The sequence below is a fragment of the Streptomyces sp. NPDC046821 genome (genome assembly GCF_040645335.1).
Taxonomy (GTDB): Bacteria; Actinomycetota; Actinomycetes; order Streptomycetales; family Streptomycetaceae; genus Streptomyces.
In genome coordinates this window covers 166,829-185,288 of sequence record NZ_JBEYYB010000003.1, presented here as the reverse complement: position 1 = coordinate 185,288, position 18,460 = coordinate 166,829, and the positions used below count along the sequence as shown (strand labels likewise).

At 69.1% G+C, this 18,460-nt stretch carries 14 protein-coding genes and 1 riboswitch; of the genes, 5 read left to right on the top strand and 9 right to left on the bottom strand.

Annotation, left to right across the window (positions count from 1 at the left end; translation table 11 throughout):
* Window positions 1-41: 41 nt before the first annotated feature.
* Genes ABZ893_RS07395 through ABZ893_RS07370 form a run of 6 tightly spaced genes read right to left on the bottom strand, consistent with a single transcriptional unit; the run spans window position 42 to window position 7,300 of the window.
* Window positions 42-1,271 carry a M24 family metallopeptidase gene (locus ABZ893_RS07395; protein ID WP_361398243.1) on the bottom strand — a complete coding sequence of 410 codons (1,230 nt, stop codon included), beginning with the start codon at window positions 1,269-1,271 and terminating at the stop codon, window positions 42-44.
* The gene (locus ABZ893_RS07390; protein ID WP_361398239.1) at window positions 1,268-2,368 is read right to left on the bottom strand and encodes a sugar phosphate isomerase/epimerase family protein; all 1,101 of its coding nucleotides are present in this window, start codon (window positions 2,366-2,368) and stop codon (window positions 1,268-1,270) included. The genes ABZ893_RS07395 and ABZ893_RS07390 overlap by 4 nt, the downstream gene beginning before the upstream one ends.
* A gap of 59 nt (window positions 2,369-2,427) precedes the next feature.
* Window positions 2,428-3,303, bottom strand: a complete 876-nt coding sequence (locus tag ABZ893_RS07385; protein WP_361398237.1) for an ABC transporter permease — start codon at window positions 3,301-3,303, stop codon at window positions 2,428-2,430.
* Window positions 3,304-3,306: 3 nt separating this feature from the next.
* Complete coding sequence (locus ABZ893_RS07380; protein ID WP_361398234.1) at window positions 3,307-4,350, bottom strand: ABC transporter permease; 1,044 nt, start codon at window positions 4,348-4,350, stop codon at window positions 3,307-3,309.
* Window positions 4,347-5,918 (bottom strand): ABC transporter substrate-binding protein, encoded by a 1,572-nt coding sequence (locus ABZ893_RS07375; protein ID WP_361398231.1) that lies wholly within the window; start codon window positions 5,916-5,918, stop codon window positions 4,347-4,349. The genes ABZ893_RS07380 and ABZ893_RS07375 overlap by 4 nt, the downstream gene beginning before the upstream one ends.
* Window positions 5,919-5,935: 17 nt before the next feature.
* Window positions 5,936-7,300, bottom strand: a complete 1,365-nt coding sequence (locus ABZ893_RS07370; RefSeq protein ID WP_361398228.1) for an ABC transporter substrate-binding protein — start codon at window positions 7,298-7,300, stop codon at window positions 5,936-5,938.
* Between the two features lie 1,071 nt (window positions 7,301-8,371).
* Between ABZ893_RS07370 and ABZ893_RS07365 the strand changes: the two genes are divergently transcribed.
* The 4 genes from ABZ893_RS07365 to ABZ893_RS07350 all read left to right on the top strand — a co-directional run bounded on the left by ABZ893_RS07365 (window position 8,372) and on the right by ABZ893_RS07350 (window position 12,346).
* Entirely contained in the window at window positions 8,372-9,091 is a 720-nt protein-coding gene (locus tag ABZ893_RS07365; protein ID WP_361398225.1) for a GntR family transcriptional regulator, read from the top strand.
* 99 nt (window positions 9,092-9,190) lie between these two features.
* A riboswitch (cobalamin riboswitch) is annotated at window positions 9,191-9,319 on the top strand.
* A gap of 146 nt (window positions 9,320-9,465) precedes the next feature.
* Window positions 9,466-10,494 (top strand): iron ABC transporter permease, encoded by a 1,029-nt coding sequence (locus ABZ893_RS07360; protein ID WP_361399000.1) that lies wholly within the window; start codon window positions 9,466-9,468, stop codon window positions 10,492-10,494.
* 54 nt (window positions 10,495-10,548) lie between these two features.
* Entirely contained in the window at window positions 10,549-11,310 is a 762-nt protein-coding gene (locus tag ABZ893_RS07355; protein ID WP_361398222.1) for an ABC transporter ATP-binding protein, read from the top strand.
* Window positions 11,311-11,338: 28 nt separating this feature from the next.
* Window positions 11,339-12,346: an ABC transporter substrate-binding protein gene (locus ABZ893_RS07350; RefSeq protein WP_361398219.1), complete on the top strand. Its 1,008-nt coding sequence runs from the start codon at window positions 11,339-11,341 to the stop codon at window positions 12,344-12,346.
* A gap of 44 nt (window positions 12,347-12,390) precedes the next feature.
* On the opposite strand, the gene ABZ893_RS07345 is transcribed toward ABZ893_RS07350, so the two are convergent.
* The gene (locus ABZ893_RS07345) at window positions 12,391-13,386 is read right to left on the bottom strand and encodes a DUF5937 family protein (RefSeq protein ID WP_361398217.1); all 996 of its coding nucleotides are present in this window, start codon (window positions 13,384-13,386) and stop codon (window positions 12,391-12,393) included.
* 133 nt (window positions 13,387-13,519) lie between these two features.
* On the opposite strand from ABZ893_RS07345, the gene ABZ893_RS07340 reads away from it, so the two are divergent.
* Window positions 13,520-14,713, top strand: a complete 1,194-nt coding sequence (locus ABZ893_RS07340; RefSeq protein ID WP_361398214.1) for an MFS transporter — start codon at window positions 13,520-13,522, stop codon at window positions 14,711-14,713.
* Between the two features lie 63 nt (window positions 14,714-14,776).
* Here the strand turns inward: ABZ893_RS07340 and ABZ893_RS07335 are convergent, their stop codons facing one another.
* Both ABZ893_RS07335 and ABZ893_RS07330 read right to left on the bottom strand, forming a co-directional pair.
* A complete protein-coding gene (locus ABZ893_RS07335) occupies window positions 14,777-17,188 on the bottom strand; it encodes a LuxR C-terminal-related transcriptional regulator (RefSeq protein WP_361398211.1) in 2,412 nt (803 codons plus the stop codon).
* 275 nt (window positions 17,189-17,463) lie between these two features.
* Complete coding sequence (locus ABZ893_RS07330; protein WP_361398208.1) at window positions 17,464-18,435, bottom strand: LLM class flavin-dependent oxidoreductase; 972 nt, start codon at window positions 18,433-18,435, stop codon at window positions 17,464-17,466.
* Window positions 18,436-18,460 lie beyond the last annotated feature (25 nt).

Here is an 18,460-nt window from a genome sequence, read left to right as displayed (position 1 = left end):
TCCTCATGAGTCGGTTCCCACTTCGTGCGATGTCCGGCCGGTCAGAGCTGGTGGAGGCCGCGGGGGAAGGCGGTGAGCCACTCCCCGCCGTGCTCGGTGACGAGGGCCATGTCGCCCGCGCACACGTGGCCGAGGTCCGGGACGGTGAAGTTCGGGTGCACCTCGATCACCATGCCCGGCTCGATCCGCACGCCCGCGGGGTCGAGGGTCTTGTCGCGGCGGGCGTTGAGGTCGCGGGCCATCCCCGGCTCCACGTAGCTCAGTCCGAGGCCGTGGCAGGACTGGAAGCGGAACGGGTCCTTTTCGCGTGTGTACGGGCAGTGGCGGTCGATCGCGGACTCGATGACGTCGCTCACCTCGTGCAGCAGTGCGCCCGGCCGCATCGCCGCGAGTGCGGCGTCCTGGATCTCGATGAGGATGTCGGCGTACTCCCGCAGCCGCGCCGACGGCTTGCCGCGCACCCCGATCCGCAGGCCCTGTGCGAAGTAGCCGCGGTACGAGAGCGTCGTGCCGAGCTGGACGCGGTCGTTGGCGCCGATCGAGCCGGCCAGTTCCGACTGCTCCATGTAGGTCGTGACGGGCTTCTCGCCGGTCGCGAGCCAGGTGGCCGAGGTGTCCGCGCCGAGCGCGCGTCCCGCGTGTTCGATGTCCGCCATGAGCTTCGGGCCGCTCATGCCGGGCAGCACGGCCTGTTCCATCGCGGCCGTGATCATCGAGTCGGAGATCGACGCGCCGATCCGGTGCATCCGGACTTCCTCCGGGTGCCGCACGAGCCGCAGCTGGTCGATGGCCGGCTGGGCGTCGAGCCGCTTGTGTCCGGCCAGTTGGTCGAGCAGCGCCTGGTAGAGCGGGCCGGCCATCTCGCCGACTCCCGCGGTGGCCACGTGGCCCGAGCCGGTGATCGCCCTTAGCGCGGAGCCGACCGCTTCGGGGTACCTGTCGACCGCTCCGGCCGCGATGACGTTCCCGAACCAGGACGCGGCCAGGGCGAAGGCCCGGGTGTCGTGCGGGCCCATCGTGATCACGGTCGGGGTCCCCTCGCGGGGGACGACGAGCATGGCCGGGAGTGCCGTCGTCGTCCAGCCGGTCAGGTAGCGGACGTAGCCGGCCGTCAGCGTGCGCGAGCCGAGGACGCCTGGGGCGCCGTAGACGACGAGCGCGTCGGCGTCGGACTCCTTCATCCACTCCCGTACCCGGGCCAGCCGGGACTCCAGGACTTCCTGGGAGATCGACTCGGTCGGGGCGGAAGTCTCACCGATCAGTACGGTCATGCGTGCACCTCGCTGTTCTGTGCCACGGACGTCTCCAGCGGCAGGCCGTGCGTCGCACAGACCTTGCGCAGGTGGTCCGCGCTGTCCTTGATGTAGGCGACCGTCTCGGCGTAACCGAACGGCCGGGCGGCGTACTCGGCCAGGTCGGGCACGGCGCCCGAGCGCACCCGCTCCTCGTAGGAGCGGAGCAGCTCGTGGTAGGCGGCGAACTCCTCCGTCGTGAGATCGGGGTGGCCGCGCAGGAACTCGGGTCCGTACAGCTCGATCAGCATGATGAGCGGGTCGACGCCGGGTTCCCGTGCCTCGTCGTTCTCGATCGTCAGGTTGACGGTGGGATTCGCCTCGGCGATCACCTTCAGGAGTTCGTCGAAGGGGACGACTCCGGTGCCGCACGGGCGCATCTGGTAGCAGACGCCGCCGTCGCCGTGGATCAGGGCGGCGTCCTTGATGTGTGTCTGCCGGACGTACGGCGCGACGCGGCGCGCGGCCCACACCGGGTGCTCGACGCGGTGCAGGACGTTCCCGGTGTCGAAGACGATGCCGAGGACGTCGGCTCCGACCTTCTCGATGATGCGCACGAGCTCGAACGAGGTGATCTCCTCGTGCGTCTCGAGGTTGAGGTGGATGCCGAGGTCACGGGCGATGGGCGCGAGCTGCTCCAGGAACCGTGTGGTGGCCGCCAGTTGCTCGGTCCATTCGACGTCGGTACGGAACCGGTCGAACGCGAGGCGTCCGGTGTAGACGTCCTTGTAGTTGGCGGTGCCGACCCACAGTTCACGGCAGCCGATCGCCGCGCACGCCTCCATCATCCGCCGGAACCCGAGGACGATGTCGCCGTCGCCGATGCGCCGGGTCTCCGGAGTCTCCGGGCTGGCGTACGGATTGACCTTGCCGAGGCCGGCTTCCAGGTACAGGCCGATGTCGTCCGCGTGCGCCCGGACGTCGGCCAGCAGGCCTTGGTCGAGGGTCGGGGTCATGTCCAGCACGGTGCGGAAGAACACGCCGTCCAGGCCCAGCGAGCGGGCGTGGTCGAGGGTGCCGAGCGGACCGCGCTCCCGTGCCTCGGGGATCTTCCGCCCGTCGATGCCGATACGCATCTGTGTGTGCCTCTCTTCAGGGGTGCGGATGGTCAGCCGCACTTCAGCGGTGCGGGTGGTCAGCCGCGCGAGACGCCGAGGTCCGGGTTGAACCGGGCCTGCAGCATGTCGCCGAGGAGACCGAAGGTGATGGCGGCGATCGCGATGGCGACACCCGGCGCGAACGCCGGCCACCACGCGGTGGCGAGGTCGCCCTTCGACGCGACGATGGCCGCGCCCCACTCCGCGCTCGGCGGCTGCGCGCCCACCCCGACGAAGGACAGGGCACCGAGGATGAGGATCGTGTTGCCGAGGTCGCCTGCCCACTTGACGACCATGACCTCGAGCGAGTTCGGCAGCACGTGCTTGAACATCAGGCGGGCCTTTGACACGCCCAACACCCGTGCGCCTTCCACGTAGTTCGTCGACGCGGTCTCCCGCATGATGCCGCGCAGCAGACGGGCGGTGTACGGCCAGCCGGTGAGCGACATCGCGATGATCGCCGACTGGAGGCTCGGGCCGAGCGCCGCGGCGGCACCCAGGGCGAAGATGATCGGCGGGATCGCCAGCACGCCGTCGACGATGCGCATCACGACCTCGTCGACCCACTTGCCGCCGACCGTGGCGATCGTGGCGACGAGGACGCCGATCGTCGAGAAGCCGACGACGATGGCGAGCGACGCGCTCACCGACACCCGGGCGCCCAGGACGACCCGGGCCAGCACGTCGCGGCCCTGGTCGTCGGTGCCGAGCCAGTGCTGGGCGCTGGGTGCCTGGAGGGCGTCGACGATGTGCGACGTGTTGGCGTCCGACGAGATGAGCATCGGGCCGAACACGACGGTGAACACGATCAACGCGAGGAGCGGGTAGACCACGTACCGCAGCCAGGACGCCCCGGCCACTTTCTTGCGCCGCGCCGTGCTCAAGCGGCCCATGCGAACACTGATGGTGCTCATGCCTCACACCCCTGCCTGGCCGGCGCGAATCCGCGGGTCGCGCACCATCTGGAAGACATCGACGACGAAGCTGGTCGTCACGACGATCGTGCCGACCACGAGTACGCCGGCCAGCACGGAGAACGTGTCCTTGAGGCCGACGGCCGTCGTCAGGAAGGCACCCATCCCGTTGAGGCCGAAGACCGCCTCGACCAGCACCGCGGCACCCACCATGCTGCCGAACTCGATGCCGATGATGGTCAGTGCCGGGCCCAGCGCGTTGGGCAGCGCGTGCCGCATCACGAGCCGGGCGGTGCCGAGGCCCTTCGCCCGCGCCACGGTGATGTGGTCACGGCCGAGCACCGAGATCATCTCCGCGCGCAGGGCGCGGAACAGCGCGCTGCAGAACGGGATCATCAGGATGAACGCCGGCAGGATGTAGTGCTGGAAGGCGTTCCAGAACGCCGGGACGTTGCCGTTGAGCAGCGAGTCCAGCATCACCGAGCCGGTGATGCGCGGAACCGAGAAACTCTGTGACAGGGAGCCGGAGATCGGGAAGATCTGCCACTTCGTGGACAGCAGGCTCTGCGCTTCGAGCGCCAGCCAGAACGTCGGCACGGCGGCCAGGACCAGGACGGAGAGCCGGGTGCCCACGTCCTTGCGCTTCTCCCGGTGCAGGGCCGCGTAGGTCGCGGCCGGGAACGCCACCAGAATCATGAACACCGAGGCCAGGACGACCAGTTCGAGGGTCTCCGGCAGCGCCTTGGCGATGCCGGACGTCACCGAGGTGTGGGTCGCGGTGGAGGTGCCCAGGTCACCGTGCAGGAGCCGGTCGAAGAAGGCCCACATCTGGCCGGGCAGCGACTGGTCGAGCCCGAGCTGGTGCTTGACCTGTGCGATCTGCGCGGCCGTCGCCGACTCACCGGCCGCGACCCGGGCCTCGTCGCCCGGAATCGCCTTGATCATCAGGAAGACGACCATCGCCAGGATGAAGACGGTCACGAGCGAGACGCCCAGCCTGCGCAGGAGGAACATCCCCCCGTTCCGCAGCGTGCTTGCCGAACTCATTTCAGCGTCACTCCTCGCAGCGAAAGGGGATAGACGGTCTGGCTGGCCTCGACCCCGGCGACGCGGCTGCTGACGGGCATCGGGGACCACAGCGTGTAGAGGTCGATCGCCGGGGCGTCCGCGTTGATCAGCGTCTGGACCTGGCGGTAGATGCCGCAGCGGGCGCTCGCGTCGGTCGTGGTGGACGCCTTGGCAAGCAGCGAGTGCACCTGGGGGTTCTTGTAGGCGGCCCGGTTGGTGGTGCCGATGTTGTCCGAGTCGTAGGCCTTGCGCAGGTAGATGCCGGTGTCCGGGCTGGGCGCGGTGTCCTGCAGCAGGGTCATTTCCGGGGTGGTGGACGGGTGGCTCAGCGAGGTGAGGTAGTCCGGGAACGTGATCGGTACGAGGTTCAGCTTCACGCCGATGCTGCGCAGCTCCGACTGGAACAGCGTCGCTTCCCTGACCTGTTCGCTGAACGAGGGCTGGAAGCGGAGCGTGAGGGTCGGATGGGGCTGTCCCGCGCTCTTCAGGAGCTCCTTCGCCTTGTTCAGGTCCTGCTTGAACGGCGGCGAGGTGACCTGGCACGGCATCGTCTGGGGCAGCGGGCCGTTCTCGACCACGCCCTCGCTCCGGCGGATCTTCGACAGCGCGTCGTCGTGGGGAAAGGCCAGCTGCAGCGCCTTCCGCACGTCCGGATTCGCCGTCGGCCCCTGGGCGGTGTTGAAGAAGATGTACGCCGCGTTGGGCACCTTCAGCCACTTCACGCTGACGCCGCCACCGCTGGAGTCCTCAAGGGCCTTGGCGTCCGGTGCCTGGAGGTCGATCGCCAAGTCGAGCTGTCCTGAACGGAGTTCGTCCCGCGCGGTCGCGCTCTCGGCGATCTGGTCGAAGACGATCTGCTTCGGCCGCTTGTCGTTGTACGCCCAGAAGCCGGCGAACCGGTCGACGCTCACCGGCACGGTGCCTTGGTTCACCTTGTACGGGCCGGAGCCGGCGTCGTGGGACTGCAGCCAGGACTGGCCGTTGTTGGTACCGGCGTGTGCGGAGACCAGCTTCTTCTCCAGCACGTAGACCTTGCTCAGATGCCCGAGGAACAGGGCGTCGGGTTGCTTCAGACTGATCGTGAGATGCGTGGCGTCGGTGACCGTCGTCGACTTGTAGTCCGCCAGGTCCGAGGCGATGCCCTGTCCGATCGACGCGTAGCGGTCGAAGCTGAACTTGACGTCGTCCGCCGTGAGTTCCGAGCCGTCGTGGAACTTGACGCCCGAGCGCAGCGTCACCTTCACCGCCGACGCGTCCGGGGTCAGCGCGAACGATCCGGCGAGGCTGCCGACCAGCTTGTTCGACCGGTCATAGGTGACGAGCGTGTCGTACAGGACGTCGTCGATCGTGTTGGTCTGGTTCTGGTCCGCGTGGATCGGGTCCAGGGTCTCCAACGGCTGCGGGTAGGCGATGTTCAGCGCGCCGGAGTTGTTCGCGGCACCGTCCTGGCCTCCGGCGCAGCCGGTGAGTACGAGCGAGGCTGTCGCGGCCACCGCCAGGATCCGGCCGGTGCGCGCACCCCCGAGGGCACCATTTCTCTTGGGCATTGCTCCCCAACTCCCTCTCATCTCAGGGTCACCGGGCGAAGGGACATCGGGAAGACGGTCTGGCTGCCCGTGACTCCCTTGAGCCCGTCGCGGTAGACGAGCGGGGCCTGGAGGGTGGCCACGTCGATCGCGGGCGCGTCGGCGTTGATGCGCCTCTGGACCTGCCGGTAGATGTCACAGCGGGCCTTCTCGCCCGTCGTGGTGGCGGCCTTCTCGAGCAGCGAGTCGACCTGCGCGTTGTGGTAGCCGGCACGGTTGGTGGTGCCGATCTTGGGCGAGCTGTACGCGGTGCGGAGGTAGATGCCCGGGTCGGGTTCCGGTGCGGTGTCGCCGACCAGCGCCATCTGCGGGATCGTGGACGGGCGGCTGAGCGAGGTGATGTAGTCCGGGAACGTGATCGGCGACAGGTTGAGGGTCACACCGATGCGGCGCAGATCGGACTGGTACAGCGTCGCTTCCTTGACCTGGTCGTTCAGCGAGGGCTGGAAGCGGAGCGTCAGGGTGAGGTGGGACTGTCCGGCGCTCTTCAGCAGCGCCTTCGCCTTGTTCAGGTCCTGCTTGAACGGTGCCTCGTCGGTCAGGCACGGGAGCGTCTGCGGCAGCGGTCCATTGCCGATCGTGCCGCGGTCGAAGCGGATGCGGGAAAGGCCGTCCGTGTAGTTGTAGGCGAGGCGCAGGGCCTTGCGCACGTCCGGGTTCGCCGTCGGGCCGGACGCCGTGTTGAAGAAGATGAAGTCGGCGTTGGGCACCGCGGCCCACGCCACCTTGAGGCCGTTCGCCTTCGCCGCGGTGTTGGCGTGGGCGTACTGCATGTTGAGCCCGATGTCGAGCTGTCCGGACGTGAGCTCGTCGAGCTTGGTCGAGCTCTCGGCGATCTGGTTCCAGATGATCTGCTTCGGCCGCTTGTCGTTGTAGGCCCAGAAATCGGCGAACCGGTCGACGCTCACCGGCACCGAGCCCTGATGGATCTTGTACGGCCCTGAGCCGGCGTCGTGCTCCCCGAGCCAGGCCTGTCCCTGGTCGGAACCGGCGTGGGCGGTGACCGTCTTCTCCGACAGGATGTACAGCTTGCTCAGGCTGCCGAGGAACAGCGCGTCAGGATGCTTCAGGTTGATCGTGAGATGAGTGTCGTCGGTGACCGTCGTCGACTTGTAGTTCGCCAGATGCGACGCGGTCCCCTGGCCGATCGATACGTAACGGTCGAAGCTGAACTTGACGTCCTTCGCGGTGAGCGTGGAACCGTCGTGGAACTTGACGCCGGAGCGCAGCGTCACCTTCACCGCCGACGCGTCCGGAGTCAGCGCGAACGAACTCGCGAGGCTCCCGACCAGCTTGTTCGAGGAGTTGTAAGCAAGCAACGTGTCGTAAAGGACATCGTCCATGAGGTTGGTCTGGTTCTGGTCCGCATGGATCGGATCCAGTGTCTGCAACGGCTGCGTGTAACCGACATTGATCGCGCCCGAATCACTTGACGCACTGTCAGCACCCCCTGCGCAGCCCGTCATTGTGAGCATCGCGGCAGCAGCCACGGGCAGGAGTCTTCCGAATCTCGCGCGATTGCTCGCACGCGTTTTCCTAGGCATAACGGCCAACCTTTCGTTCGCCATCAGGCATTCGCCTGGGCCGACGGATCGGCGGCGCTCCATCGCCGCTGGGCCAAAGGCGCGCAGCTTCGTGCCCCCGGAGCAGCGTTCGACGAAGCTCCGGGCACGCAGGTGCGCTGACCTGCCAATTAGGGGAATGCGCGGGCACGCACCTTTCGGCGCACGCGCCCACCGAGGGGCCTGAACGGCCTGCACCAGGCCGGACGGCCACTGGACCGACGTGTGAAGCCCCTGGCTGACACCGCGGGGGCCCTGTTATGGCCCAGTCGCATTCAGGAGGGGAAGTCCTTGGTACGAGCCCTCTGTCGGGACTCGGTATCCCAAATTAGAGCGACGCCGACCTGAGGTGTCAAGGGTCACATTCAACATTTGGTGCAGGCATGAATCAGGATCCGGTATCCCAGTTCCCCGCCTGCCGAACGCTCGATCCGCCCTGGTCCGGAGGGTGCCACGACCCCCGCGTACGGCGAGCCGGACAGGCTCCGAAACCGTGGTCTACGGGCGTCCACCACGACGGACGCGTGCGGGCGAACCATGAGGAGTGGGGGTCGCGAGGTCGGCACGCGACGGGTTCCGTGCACGCCCGGGCCGCACTGACACCTAGTCAGAAACGACCTCTGCTGGAACACTCGATCACCGGACGGATGCATGTGGCATCCACTTCGCCACCCCTCGGAGAGGCCCGCGTACCCGCCATCGTTCGCGGGGGAATCGCTGCCCTTGGGGTCAGCTGCCGCCCCGCCCGGGGGCCGCACGAGGAACGTGCCAGTCAGTTCATTCCGATCATTCCGAGCCGGGTGAAACTTGCGCCGATTGGGCTACGGTATCCCGTAGGAGGAGGTTGCAGACGTGCGCGACGGACGACAGGAAGGGCACGTCGTCGGCACGCGGAAGCGGCTGGCGCTCAGCGCGGAGTACACACCACTGCGCGACCAGGTGCGTGAGGTGGTGCGTGAGCGCATCGTCGAGGGGGGCTACCCCCCGGGTATGCGCATCGTGGAACGGGACCTCGCCGAGGAACTCGGGGTCTCCCGGCTGCCGGTGCGCGAGGCGCTGCGCATGTTGGAACGCGAGGGGTTCGTGTCGGTGGTCCCCCGGCGCGGGGTGATCGTCCGCGAGCTGACCCCGCACGACGTGGACCAACTCTTCGACGTACGCGAGGCGTTGGAGGTGCTGGTCGTCCGGCGCGTGACGGAGGGCGCCACCAAGGCGGACCTCCTGAGGCTCCGCCAGGTACTGGCCCGCGCCCGCAAAGCCATCGCGAACGGCAACGTCGCCGGAATCGGCCAGGCCAACGGGGACTTCCACGACGAGCTGATCCGCATCGCCCGCAACGACCTGCTCGCCGACATGCTCGAACCCCTTCAGGGCCGCATCCACTGGCTGCTCCGCCAGCACCACGACCCGGCCGAGCTGGTGGTCGAACACGCGGACCTCTACGAAGCGATCGCCTCCGGCGACCCGGACCGCGCGGCCGCCCGAGCCATGCGCCACGTACAGGTGAACCGGGACATCGCCACCCGCCTCCTCTTCGGAGCCGCGACCGGCCGCACTCCGGCGACGGGCTGAATTCCTGAGCCTGAGCTGCGTGGGGCATCGGTGGGGCGCCGGCCTGCGGGGTGAAGGGTGGGTCTTCGTGAGTCCCGCCCGCCCGGCCCGCCCGTAACTCCCCCTTGCTACGCTTCCCGTGCCTCTCGTGGGGGAAGCCGGTGGGAATCCGGCGCTGTCCCGCAACGGTGTGCGTGGCCCGCTTCGGTCACGCGAGTCCGGTCACCCTCGGCAGGTGTGCGACCCATCGAACGCTCGCCGTGGACTGCGAGCAGGGACCCCCAGAGCCCCCGGGCCCTTCTGGTGCCTGCGCGTTCCGCCGGCGGCACCGACCCGGAGGATGTGCGCCCGTCTTGCCCCGCACCACCACCCCCGCAGACGTCTCACCTGCGCGTATACCCGCCGCCCCGCTGGTCGTCGCGCTCGCGCTCGCGCTGGTCGTCTCGCTCGCCTGCGGGGTCGGACTCGGGGCTACGGGAATGAGCTGGGGGCAGGGGCTGCGGCTCATGTGGGCCGGGCTCAGCGGTGGGAATCTCGGCACAGGCGACTCGGCGGCTTACACCATCGTGTGGGAGATCCGCTTCCCACGGGTCGTGCTCGCGGCCGTGGTGGGCGCGGGGCTCGCCGCGGTCGGGGTCGCGGTGCAGGCGCTGGTGCGGAACGCCCTGGCCGACCCCTTCGTCCTCGGCATCTCCTCGGGCGCCGCCGTCGGCGCCAACGCGGTCATCCTGTTCGGCGCACTCGCCGGTTTCGGCATCTGGGCTCTCTCCTTCTCCGCCTTTCTGTCGGCCCTCGCCGCGACCCTCGTCGTCTACGTCGTGGCTCGCTCCCCGCTCGGTCTCAGCCCGCTGCGGCTCGTCCTGACCGGCACGGCGCTCGCCTACGGGTTCCAGGCCGTCACGACCGTCATGGTCTTCGGCGCCGAACGGGGTGAGGCGGCTCGCGCGGCGATGATGTGGCTGCTCGGCAGCCTCGGCGGGGCGACATGGCCGAAGGTGCCGCTGGCGGCGGTGACGGTTCTGGCCGGCTGGCTGTGGCTCAGGCTGCGGGCGGGTGCGCTCGACGCGCTCTCGATGGGTGACGAGACGGCGGCGATTCTGGGCGTGCCGCCCGACCGGCTGCGGCGTGAGCTGTTCGTCGTGACGGCGGCCGTGACGGGCACGGTCGTCGCCGTGAGCGGGGCGATCGGTTTCGTCGGGCTGATGGTTCCGCATCTCGTACGGATGCTCGTGGGCGCCTCGCACGTACGGGTGCTCGCGGTGGCGCCGCTCGCCGGGGCGGTGCTGCTCGTGTGGGCCGATGTGCTGTCGCGGTTGCTGCTCGCGCCTACGGAGCTGCCCGTAGGTGTGGTCACGGCCGCGCTCGGTGTACCCGCGTTCCTGCTGCTGATGCGGCGCGGCGGCCACGCGCTGACGGGACGCTGAGTTGGGGCGTCCCACCGACAGGTCCGTCACCGATGTTTGTTCCGGAGGAGAGTCGTGCGGCTTGCCGTAGAAGGCGTTTCGGTCGAGGTGGCGGGCGCGCGGCTCGTCGACGAGGTCACTCTCGACGTGCCCGCAGGAGCTTTCGTGGGGCTCGTCGGGCCCAACGGCAGCGGGAAGTCGACGTTGCTGCGCTGCGTCTACCGGGCACGGCGGCCCGACGCCGGAGTGGTCAGGGTCGACAGCGAGGACGTGCACCGCATGGCGCCCCGGGCAGCGGCACGCTTGCTCGCCGCGCTGCCGCAGGAGACAGCGGCCGACTTCGACTTCACCGTCACCGAGGTCGTCGCGATGGGGCGCCGGCCGCACCGCGAGCGCACCGCCGCGCGTGACCGGCAGATCTGCGAACAGGCGCTGGCCCGGGCCGGCGTCGCGCACCTCGCCTCGCGCGGCTTCCTGTCGCTGTCCGGTGGCGAGAAACAGCGGGTGCTCATCGCCCGCGCGCTCGCCCAGGAGCCGCGCGTCCTCGTCCTGGACGAGCCCACCAACCACCTCGACATAGCCCACCAGTTGGACGTGCTGCGCCGGGTACGTGCCGGCGGCCCGACGGTGCTCGCGGCCTTGCACGACCTCAATCTCGCCGCCGCGCACTGCGACGTGCTGCATGTACTGCACGGCGGGCGGGTCGTCGCCTCGGGCCCGCCGGACGAGGTCCTCTCACCGGGGCTGCTCGCCGACGTCTTCGGCGTCCGGGCACACCGGGTGCGCCACCCCGAGACAGGCACCACCCAGTTCCTCTTCGGCCCCCTGACTCCCTGACTCCCTGACACCCAACGGGAAGGTCCCTGTGCGCACGCTCCTGTCTTACGCCTCGCTCGGCCTCGCCGCCGCCCTCACGCTGACCGGCTGCGGCGCGCAGGTCGTACCTGACGAAAAAACGGCGAAGCCGCAGGCGGTGACCGTCACCAACTGCGGCGAGAAGGTCACGTACGACAAGCGCCCCGAGCGGGTGGTCACCAACGGGCCCGGCATCACCGAGCTCATGTTCGCGCTCGGCCTGGAGGACCACATGGCCGGCTATGCCATGCCCGCCGACGAGGTCTCGCACGATGACGTGCCGTACAAGGACGCGTACGACAAGGTGAAGTGGCTCTCCAAGGACCGCCTCACCAAGGAGGGCGCACTCGCCGCACGCGCGGACCTCGTCTTCGCCGGCTGGAACTACGGCTTCAACGAGAACGAGCTGACTCCGGGCGAGCTGCACAAGGCCGGCATCGACACGTACCTCCTGACCGAATCCTGCCGCAACGCCCGCACCAGCACGTCGCGCGGCATCATGCCGCCACTGGAAGCGCTCTACACGGACCTGGAGAATCTGGGCCAGATCTTCGGCGTCCAGGAGCGCGCACGAAAGCTGATCGCCACGTACAAAGCACAGGTCGCGGACGTACACGCGAAAATCCCCAAGGACGCCCCCAAGCCCTCGGTCTTCCTCTACGACAGCGGCCAGGACCAGCCGTTCACCTCGGGCCGCTACGCCGCCCCCGACCAGATCATCAGCGAGGCCGGAGGCGCCAACATCCTCCACGACCTCAAGGACTCATGGACGACGATCGGCTGGGAAACGGTCGTGAAGCGCAACCCGGACGTGATCGTCATCAACGACTACGGCTCGACGAGCGCACAACAGAAGAAGAACTTCCTCCTCTCCTACCCACCCCTGCGCAACGTCTCCGCGATCAAAAACAAGCGCATCTTCACGCTGGACTACGCAGACCTCGTCGAAAGCCCACGCAATCCGTCGGCGATCGAGCGGCTGGGGGCGTACCTGCGGGGTGGCGGTGACGCGGGCTGACACTTACGTGTCCTGCCAAGGTCCGTCAGCGGTCGGGCTCCGTCTCAGTTGCGTACGGTCGGCGACATCAGGGCATCGGCCACGGTGGTACGCGCATAGAGCACCGAGCGGCCCGCGCGGTGGGCGCTGACCAGGCCGGCGTCGCGCAGGGCGGTGAGGTGCTGGGAGGCGCCCGGCGCGGACAGGCCGCAGCGGTGGGCGAGTTCGGTGGTGGAGGAGGGGGTGTCCAGTTCGGCCAGGAGCAGGGTGCGGGAGCGGCCGAGGACACCCGCGACGGCCTCGATGGAGCCCGTCGTACGGGGTTCCCACAGGGTGCCGATGCCGCGGGCCGGGTAGGCCAGCTGCGGCGGGTCCGGCGGCACCGACCGCGTGAGCACTTGCGGCCAGGCGAAGGCGGAGGGGACCAGAAGCAGGCCCGAGCCGTTCTCGGCGCGGGTCACCGAGCAATGGCGGCGCACCAGGTGCAGGCTCCCGGCGTCCCAGGTGACCGATTCGTGCAGGTCGCCGAGAACGTGTCCGGCACCGTGCTCGGCCACCTGCCTGGCCCGGTGGAAGACGTCGGCCTCGAGGAGGCGGCGGATACGGTCCCAGTAGGGGGCAAGGGCGAACTCCCAGTAGAGCTCGACCTCTTCGGTGATTTTCTCGAGCGCCGCCTGCGGCTCCTGCCGCAGCAGCCGGATCCGGGCGGAGCGCGACAGGTCACGCTCCCCGGCCAGCATGTCCAGCTCGACGTGTACGCGCTCCGCCGGGGTCCGCCGGATGGCGGCCAACTCCTCGGCGAGGGTGGGAAAGGGCTCGGCGGGGGTCGGGTTCAGGAAGTCCGCGAGGTAGCCGTCGGCCGGGATCAGCACGGCCAGCCAGCCACGGTCGAGGCCGGCTTCTGCCAGGCGCCGACGGACCTGAGCGGTCCAGCGGCGGTGCAGTGGGTGCTCCTGATCCGCGCGCAGCAGGCGGTAGCTCGTGACCACCTCCCACATCGGCGACACCGCGAACCGTGTCTGGGCCATGTCGGCCGCGGAGAAACTGAGTTCGGACTTCATGGAATGCCCCCGTACCGACGAGCTGTGCCTGGTCGCGCCTGCGGTACGCACGCGAGAGGCACACGATGCACGCAAGATTAAGCTCCACCTTAATCAATGGTCGACGAGGTGGGCCGAGCCGCAGGCTGTCCGCATGTTCACCACCTTCCGCGGTCTGCCCTCCGTCGTCTGGACCCTGTTCGCCGGCACCGTCGTCAACCGGCTCGGCTACCTGATCTCCCCGTTCCTGGTGTTCTTCCTTGCCGACCGCGGCGTGACCGGCACGGAGACCACGTACGTGCTCGGCGCCCTCGGCGCGGGCAACCTGATCGGACCCGCGCTCGGCGGCCTCCTCGCCGACCGGGTCGGCCGCCGCACCACCATGCTGATCGGGCTGATCGGCGCCGCGATCTCCCAGGGTGCTCTCTTCGCCGCCCCCGGCGTGGCCACGATGGCCACCGCCGCACTGCTCCTCAGCGCCACAGGCGCGGCTGTCTCGCCGGCGACGTACGCGCTTCTTGCGGACTCCGTCGACGCGGACCGGAGGCAGCGCGCGTATGCCCTCTTCGGCTGGGGCGTCAACGTCGGCACCGCCGCCGCGGGTGTGCTCGGCGGTGTACTGGCCGCACACGGCTACTGGCTGCTGTTCGCGGTCGATACCGCCACCATGCTCATTTTCGCGGTGATCGTCGCCGTCCGGCTCCCGGAGACCAAGCCCGTTGCCAAGGCCGCAACGAACGGAGCGGCCGGCACGGGGTACGGCGTGGTCCTGCGCGACCGGCTGCTGATCACCTTGCTCCCGCTCTTCGGCATCCAGCTGTTCGTCTACTCCCTCACCGAGGTCGCCCTGCCGCTGGCCGTCCACGACTCGGGCCTCTCGCCCGCTGTCTATGGGGCCATGGCCGCGGTCAACGCCGTGCTCGTGGTGCTGCTCCAGCCGCCGGCCACCTCGCTGCTCGCCCGCCTGCCGCAGCTCCCGGTCCAGGCAACGGGCAGCGTACTGATCGCCGTGGGCGTGGCGCTCACCGGAGCCGCCGACAGCGTCAGCGGGTACACCGCGTCCGTGGTGGTCTGGTCGCTCGGCGAGGTGACGGTGGCCGGGATCGCCGCGACCGTGGTCGCCAACCTGGCCCCGGCGGACGCCCGCGGCCGCTACCAGGGCGCCTTCCAGTGGACCTGGGGCGTGGCCCGCTTCGCCGCGCTGACGGGTGGCGTCGCCCTCTACTCCACGCTCGGACCGGCCGTCCTGTGGTGGTCCGCCCTGGCCGGAGGCATCGCAACAGCCCTGGCCACGCTCGGTCTACGACGGCGGGTGGAGCTCCGGACCCCGCTGGGCCTGGCGGCCTGACCCGGAGATCTCTGCGGAAACCCAGCTGGCGGAAACAACCCATGAACCCCGACCTGACGCGGCTTACCGAGTTCCTGTCCCCCGGGAAGTGAACCAGCTAGCGATCTGCGCCCGCGACGTGAAACCCAGTTTGGCCAGGATGCGTTCTACGTGGCCCTCCGCCGTGCGACGGGAGATCACCAGGTGGGCTGCTATCGCGCGGTTCGTCAGGCCTGCTGTTACCAGTTGGGCTACCTCGCGTTCGCGTGGGGTCAGGAGGTGCAGGTCGTGTTCGGTGTCGGTCGGCGCCGTGCGGGGCGTGCGGGTGGGGTCCGATTCCAGGGCGTATGCGATCGCGTTCGCCAGAGACATCGCCGCCCCTTCGTCGTACGCGGCCTGCACCAGGGTCTGGTCGGCTTCGGCGATGCGCCGTCTGCATCTGTCGAAATGCTCCATGAGGTGTCGGCATTTACCTAGTGACAAACCCAATTGCCTCGACACCGGTTCGTTCGCGCCCAGCAGTTTTGCCGCGCGGTCCACCTGGCCCTGGACGACGGCGACCCACGCCAATCCTTCGAAGCACAGCGCGATGCCCAGGCAGTCGTCGAATCTCGACTTGAACCGCAAGCTTTCCTGGAGGAGTTGCTTGGTTCTCGGGAAGTCGTCGTTGCGCCAGGTTTCCATCGCCCGCGTCCACAGCGCGTACGAGCGGCCGATGTATTCGCCCCGGTCCACGCAGATCTGCTCGACTCGCTCGCACAGCTCCACCGCGGTCTCGCTGTCGCCGGTCACCGAGGACGACAGCGCCAGAGGCAACAGACTCTCGATCAGGCCCGCCGAATCCGCTCGCGACTCATGGTCGGTCAGCGCCTCGCGCAGCAGTTTGATCGCCTGCCCCGGCCGGGTCTGATACAGCGCGTGCTGTCCCGCCGCCGTCAGCAGGTGGGCCCGGAGTCTGGCGTCGTCCAGGCCCGCGATGAGTTCCCTGGCCTCGGCGAAAATCGTCTCGGCTTCTTGTGCCTCGCCTTGGTACATCGCGAGCCCGGCGTCGGCGAGCAGCGCCCAGGCCCTCGTGGCGTCGCGCTCCCGGTAGCGGTCGAGGCCCCGCGCCAGCCACTGGCGGCACTCCGTCAGCAGTCCCGCCACCGTCGACCACGACCGGAGCGCCGAGTTCAGGCGGAGCCCGGCGCGCTCCTCCCCCGGCGTCTCGTAGCTGAAGGTCAGCGCGGCACGGATGTTGGCGTGATCCTGCGTGAGCCGAACCGCCCAGGACAGCTGGTTGCGGCTGTACCACTCGCGATCGGCCTGGCGCGCAAGCCCGCAAAACATGTCCCGGTGGCGCCGACGGAACGTCAACTCCTCGCCCCGCTCGGCCAATCGCAGCCGCCCGTACTCGCGAATCGTCTCCAAGAGGTAGAGCCGCGACTCCGCGCCGTCCGCATTCCGGCTCACGATCGACTTCCCCACCAGGCCGAACAGTGCCTCGGTCACATCCGACCGGCTCAGCCCGTCCCCGCTGCACACCTCCTCCGCGTCGCCGACCTCGAAGCCCCCCGAGAAGACGGACAGCCGTGCCCACAAAGTCCGTTCACGTGCGTCGCAGAGTTCGAAGCTCCAGTCGATGAGCGCTTCCATCGTCCGCTGGCGGACGTCACCGCCGCGCAGCCCCGCACGCAGCAGTACGAAACGGTCGTCGAGCCGGTCCACGATCTGCTGGACCGTCAGCGTCCGCGCCCGCACCGCCGCCAGTTCGATGGCCAGCGGGAGGCCGTCCAGCCTCCGGCACAGCTGCGCCACCGCCTCGGCGTTGCCGTGGTTCAGGGTGAACTCGGGGCGTACCGCGGCGACTCGGTCGAGCAGCAGGCCGGCTGCCGGGTAGCGGGCGACGTCGGCCGGGTCCGCCGGTTCGCCGGGCTCCGGGCAGGCCAGCGGCCGGACGTCGACGATGCTCTCCCCCTGGATGCACAGGGCCTCGCGCGATGTGGCCAGAACGCGCAGCCTGGGCGTGTTCCGCAGGAGCGTGTCGACGAGGGAAGCGCACTCGTCAAGCAGGTGCTCGCAGTTGTCGAGGACGAGTAAGACCTGCTTGTCCGCGAGGTGCTCCAGCAGATCCTCAGGCGTGACGGGCCCGGGTGTCTCCCGGATACCCAGTGCCCGCGCGACCGTCTGCTCCAGCAGGCTCGGCTCCTGAAGATGAGCCAGCTCCACAAGTCGTACGCCGTCCGGGAACGTTCGGGTCAGCGCGCCCACACTGTGCAGCATCAGCCGCGTCTTGCCGACGCCTCCGACGCCTAGCAGGGTGACAAGGCGCGAGTTCGCCAACGCCCTTTTGATCGTGGTGATTTCACGGCCACGCCCGACGAAACTGGTGACCTCGTAAGGGAGTCCGCCCGTCGCCGCCCGCCTGACCGGAGGCGGAGGCGGAGGTGCCTGTATGCCGGGGCCGGGCCGGCTGCCGCGCCGCTGGGGAGCCTGCGCCAGGCCGCGCGCGCTCATGGTGTTGTCCCGTTGCCTCGAACGTGGCCGTACACCAAGCACCTCCACTCGGCGAAGCTGCACTTCCGGCCACGCACTCGGGGTGTCGAGCGTCCACGTCTCAGCCACGCCGGAGCCGGCGGGACGACGGTCACTCCTGCTCCGAGGACACGGCGCCGTACTCACCCGCGAGGGCGAGTACGGCGCCGAACGCTAACAGCATTTGCTTCTACTAGAAATACATCGAGTCGGACTATTCCTCCTCCCCCGGCTCAGGTGGGCCCGGTCGGATTCGCTCAGCGCGGCGGGTGGCCGGGAAGCACCTCACGGTCGAACAGCTCCAGGCTCTCCCAAGCCAGTTGGGGCGGAATGCCGCCCATCATGGGGTGGAAGTTGAGCCACGCACGCTCGCCCTGGTCGGTCAGTCGTTTCGTGAGGTCGGCGGGGGTCAGGACGCTGTACATGCCGGCCGCGCGCAGCTGGTCGGGGTCCGGCGTGGTGGGGTGCCCGGCGACGGTCCCGTAGAGCCCGTACTCGGTCGCCTCGTGGAGCACATGCGGCCTGATCCGCTGCCAGTCCCGCTCCGGATCGGAGGTGACGTGGAAGAAGCTCACGTCCCCGCCGAAGTACGGGCCGGGGTCGGGCTTGCCGATCTTGATCGACTCGTCGCGGTAGAACTCCCAGCAGTCCGGCGTGGACGGCAGGAAGTCGTCACCGAGTCGCGCGGCCCGCCGGGACGCGGGCTCGCTCGCCCCGCCGAGCACGATCTTCGGCCCGCCGGGGGTGTACGGCGCGGGCGTGACCCGGAAGGCCCGCCCCTCCCATTCGAATTCCTCCCCGGTCCACGCGAGACGCAGGAAGGCCACCATGTCCTTCGTCCGCTTGACCCGGTTGGACAGGGTCTCGCCGAACATGGCGAGCTCCCGCTCGACATATCCGTTGGCCAGTACGACGCTGATGCGCCCCTTGCTGATCAGGTCGACCGCGGCGATGTCCTCCGCCAGCCGGACGGGGTTGTGGGTCGCGGACACCATCGCCGCCACCTGGACGTCGAGGTGTTCGGTGCGGGCGGTGATCGCCGCCGCCATGGTCAGCGGGCTCGATATGAAACCGTCCGCCATGCCGTGGTGCTCGGAGAGGATGACGCGCTGGAACCCCCTCTCGTCCGCCCACTCGGCCATGTCCAGCGCGGCTGCGTACCGGTCGGCCATGCTGACGCCGCCGATCGGTGGGTTACGGAAGTCGAACCTCAAGGCGTACGTGGACATGATCGTCCTCCTCGGGGGATCTCGG

What these genes read in the sequence shown, in the direction of transcription:
- ABZ893_RS07395 (WP_361398243.1), bottom strand. Translation starts at nt 1,271, where the DNA reads ATGACCGTACTGATCGGTGAGACTTCCGCCCCGACCGAGTCGATCTCC.
- ABZ893_RS07390 (WP_361398239.1), bottom strand. Translation starts at nt 2,368, where the DNA reads ATGCGTATCGGCATCGACGGGCGGAAGATCCCCGAGGCACGGGAGCGC.
- ABZ893_RS07385 (WP_361398237.1), bottom strand. Translation starts at nt 3,303, where the DNA reads ATGAGCACCATCAGTGTTCGCATGGGCCGCTTGAGCACGGCGCGGCGC.
- ABZ893_RS07380 (WP_361398234.1), bottom strand. Translation starts at nt 4,350, where the DNA reads ATGAGTTCGGCAAGCACGCTGCGGAACGGGGGGATGTTCCTCCTGCGC.
- ABZ893_RS07375 (WP_361398231.1), bottom strand. Translation starts at nt 5,918, where the DNA reads ATGCCCAAGAGAAATGGTGCCCTCGGGGGTGCGCGCACCGGCCGGATC.
- ABZ893_RS07370 (WP_361398228.1), bottom strand. Translation starts at nt 7,300, where the DNA reads ATGGACGATGTCCTTTACGACACGTTGCTTGCTTACAACTCCTCGAAC.
- ABZ893_RS07345 (WP_361398217.1), bottom strand. Translation starts at nt 13,386, where the DNA reads ATGAAGTCCGAACTCAGTTTCTCCGCGGCCGACATGGCCCAGACACGG.
- ABZ893_RS07340 (WP_361398214.1), top strand. Translation starts at nt 13,520, where the DNA reads ATGTTCACCACCTTCCGCGGTCTGCCCTCCGTCGTCTGGACCCTGTTC.
- ABZ893_RS07335 (WP_361398211.1), bottom strand. Translation starts at nt 17,188, where the DNA reads ATGAGCGCGCGCGGCCTGGCGCAGGCTCCCCAGCGGCGCGGCAGCCGG.
- ABZ893_RS07330 (WP_361398208.1), bottom strand. Translation starts at nt 18,435, where the DNA reads ATGTCCACGTACGCCTTGAGGTTCGACTTCCGTAACCCACCGATCGGC.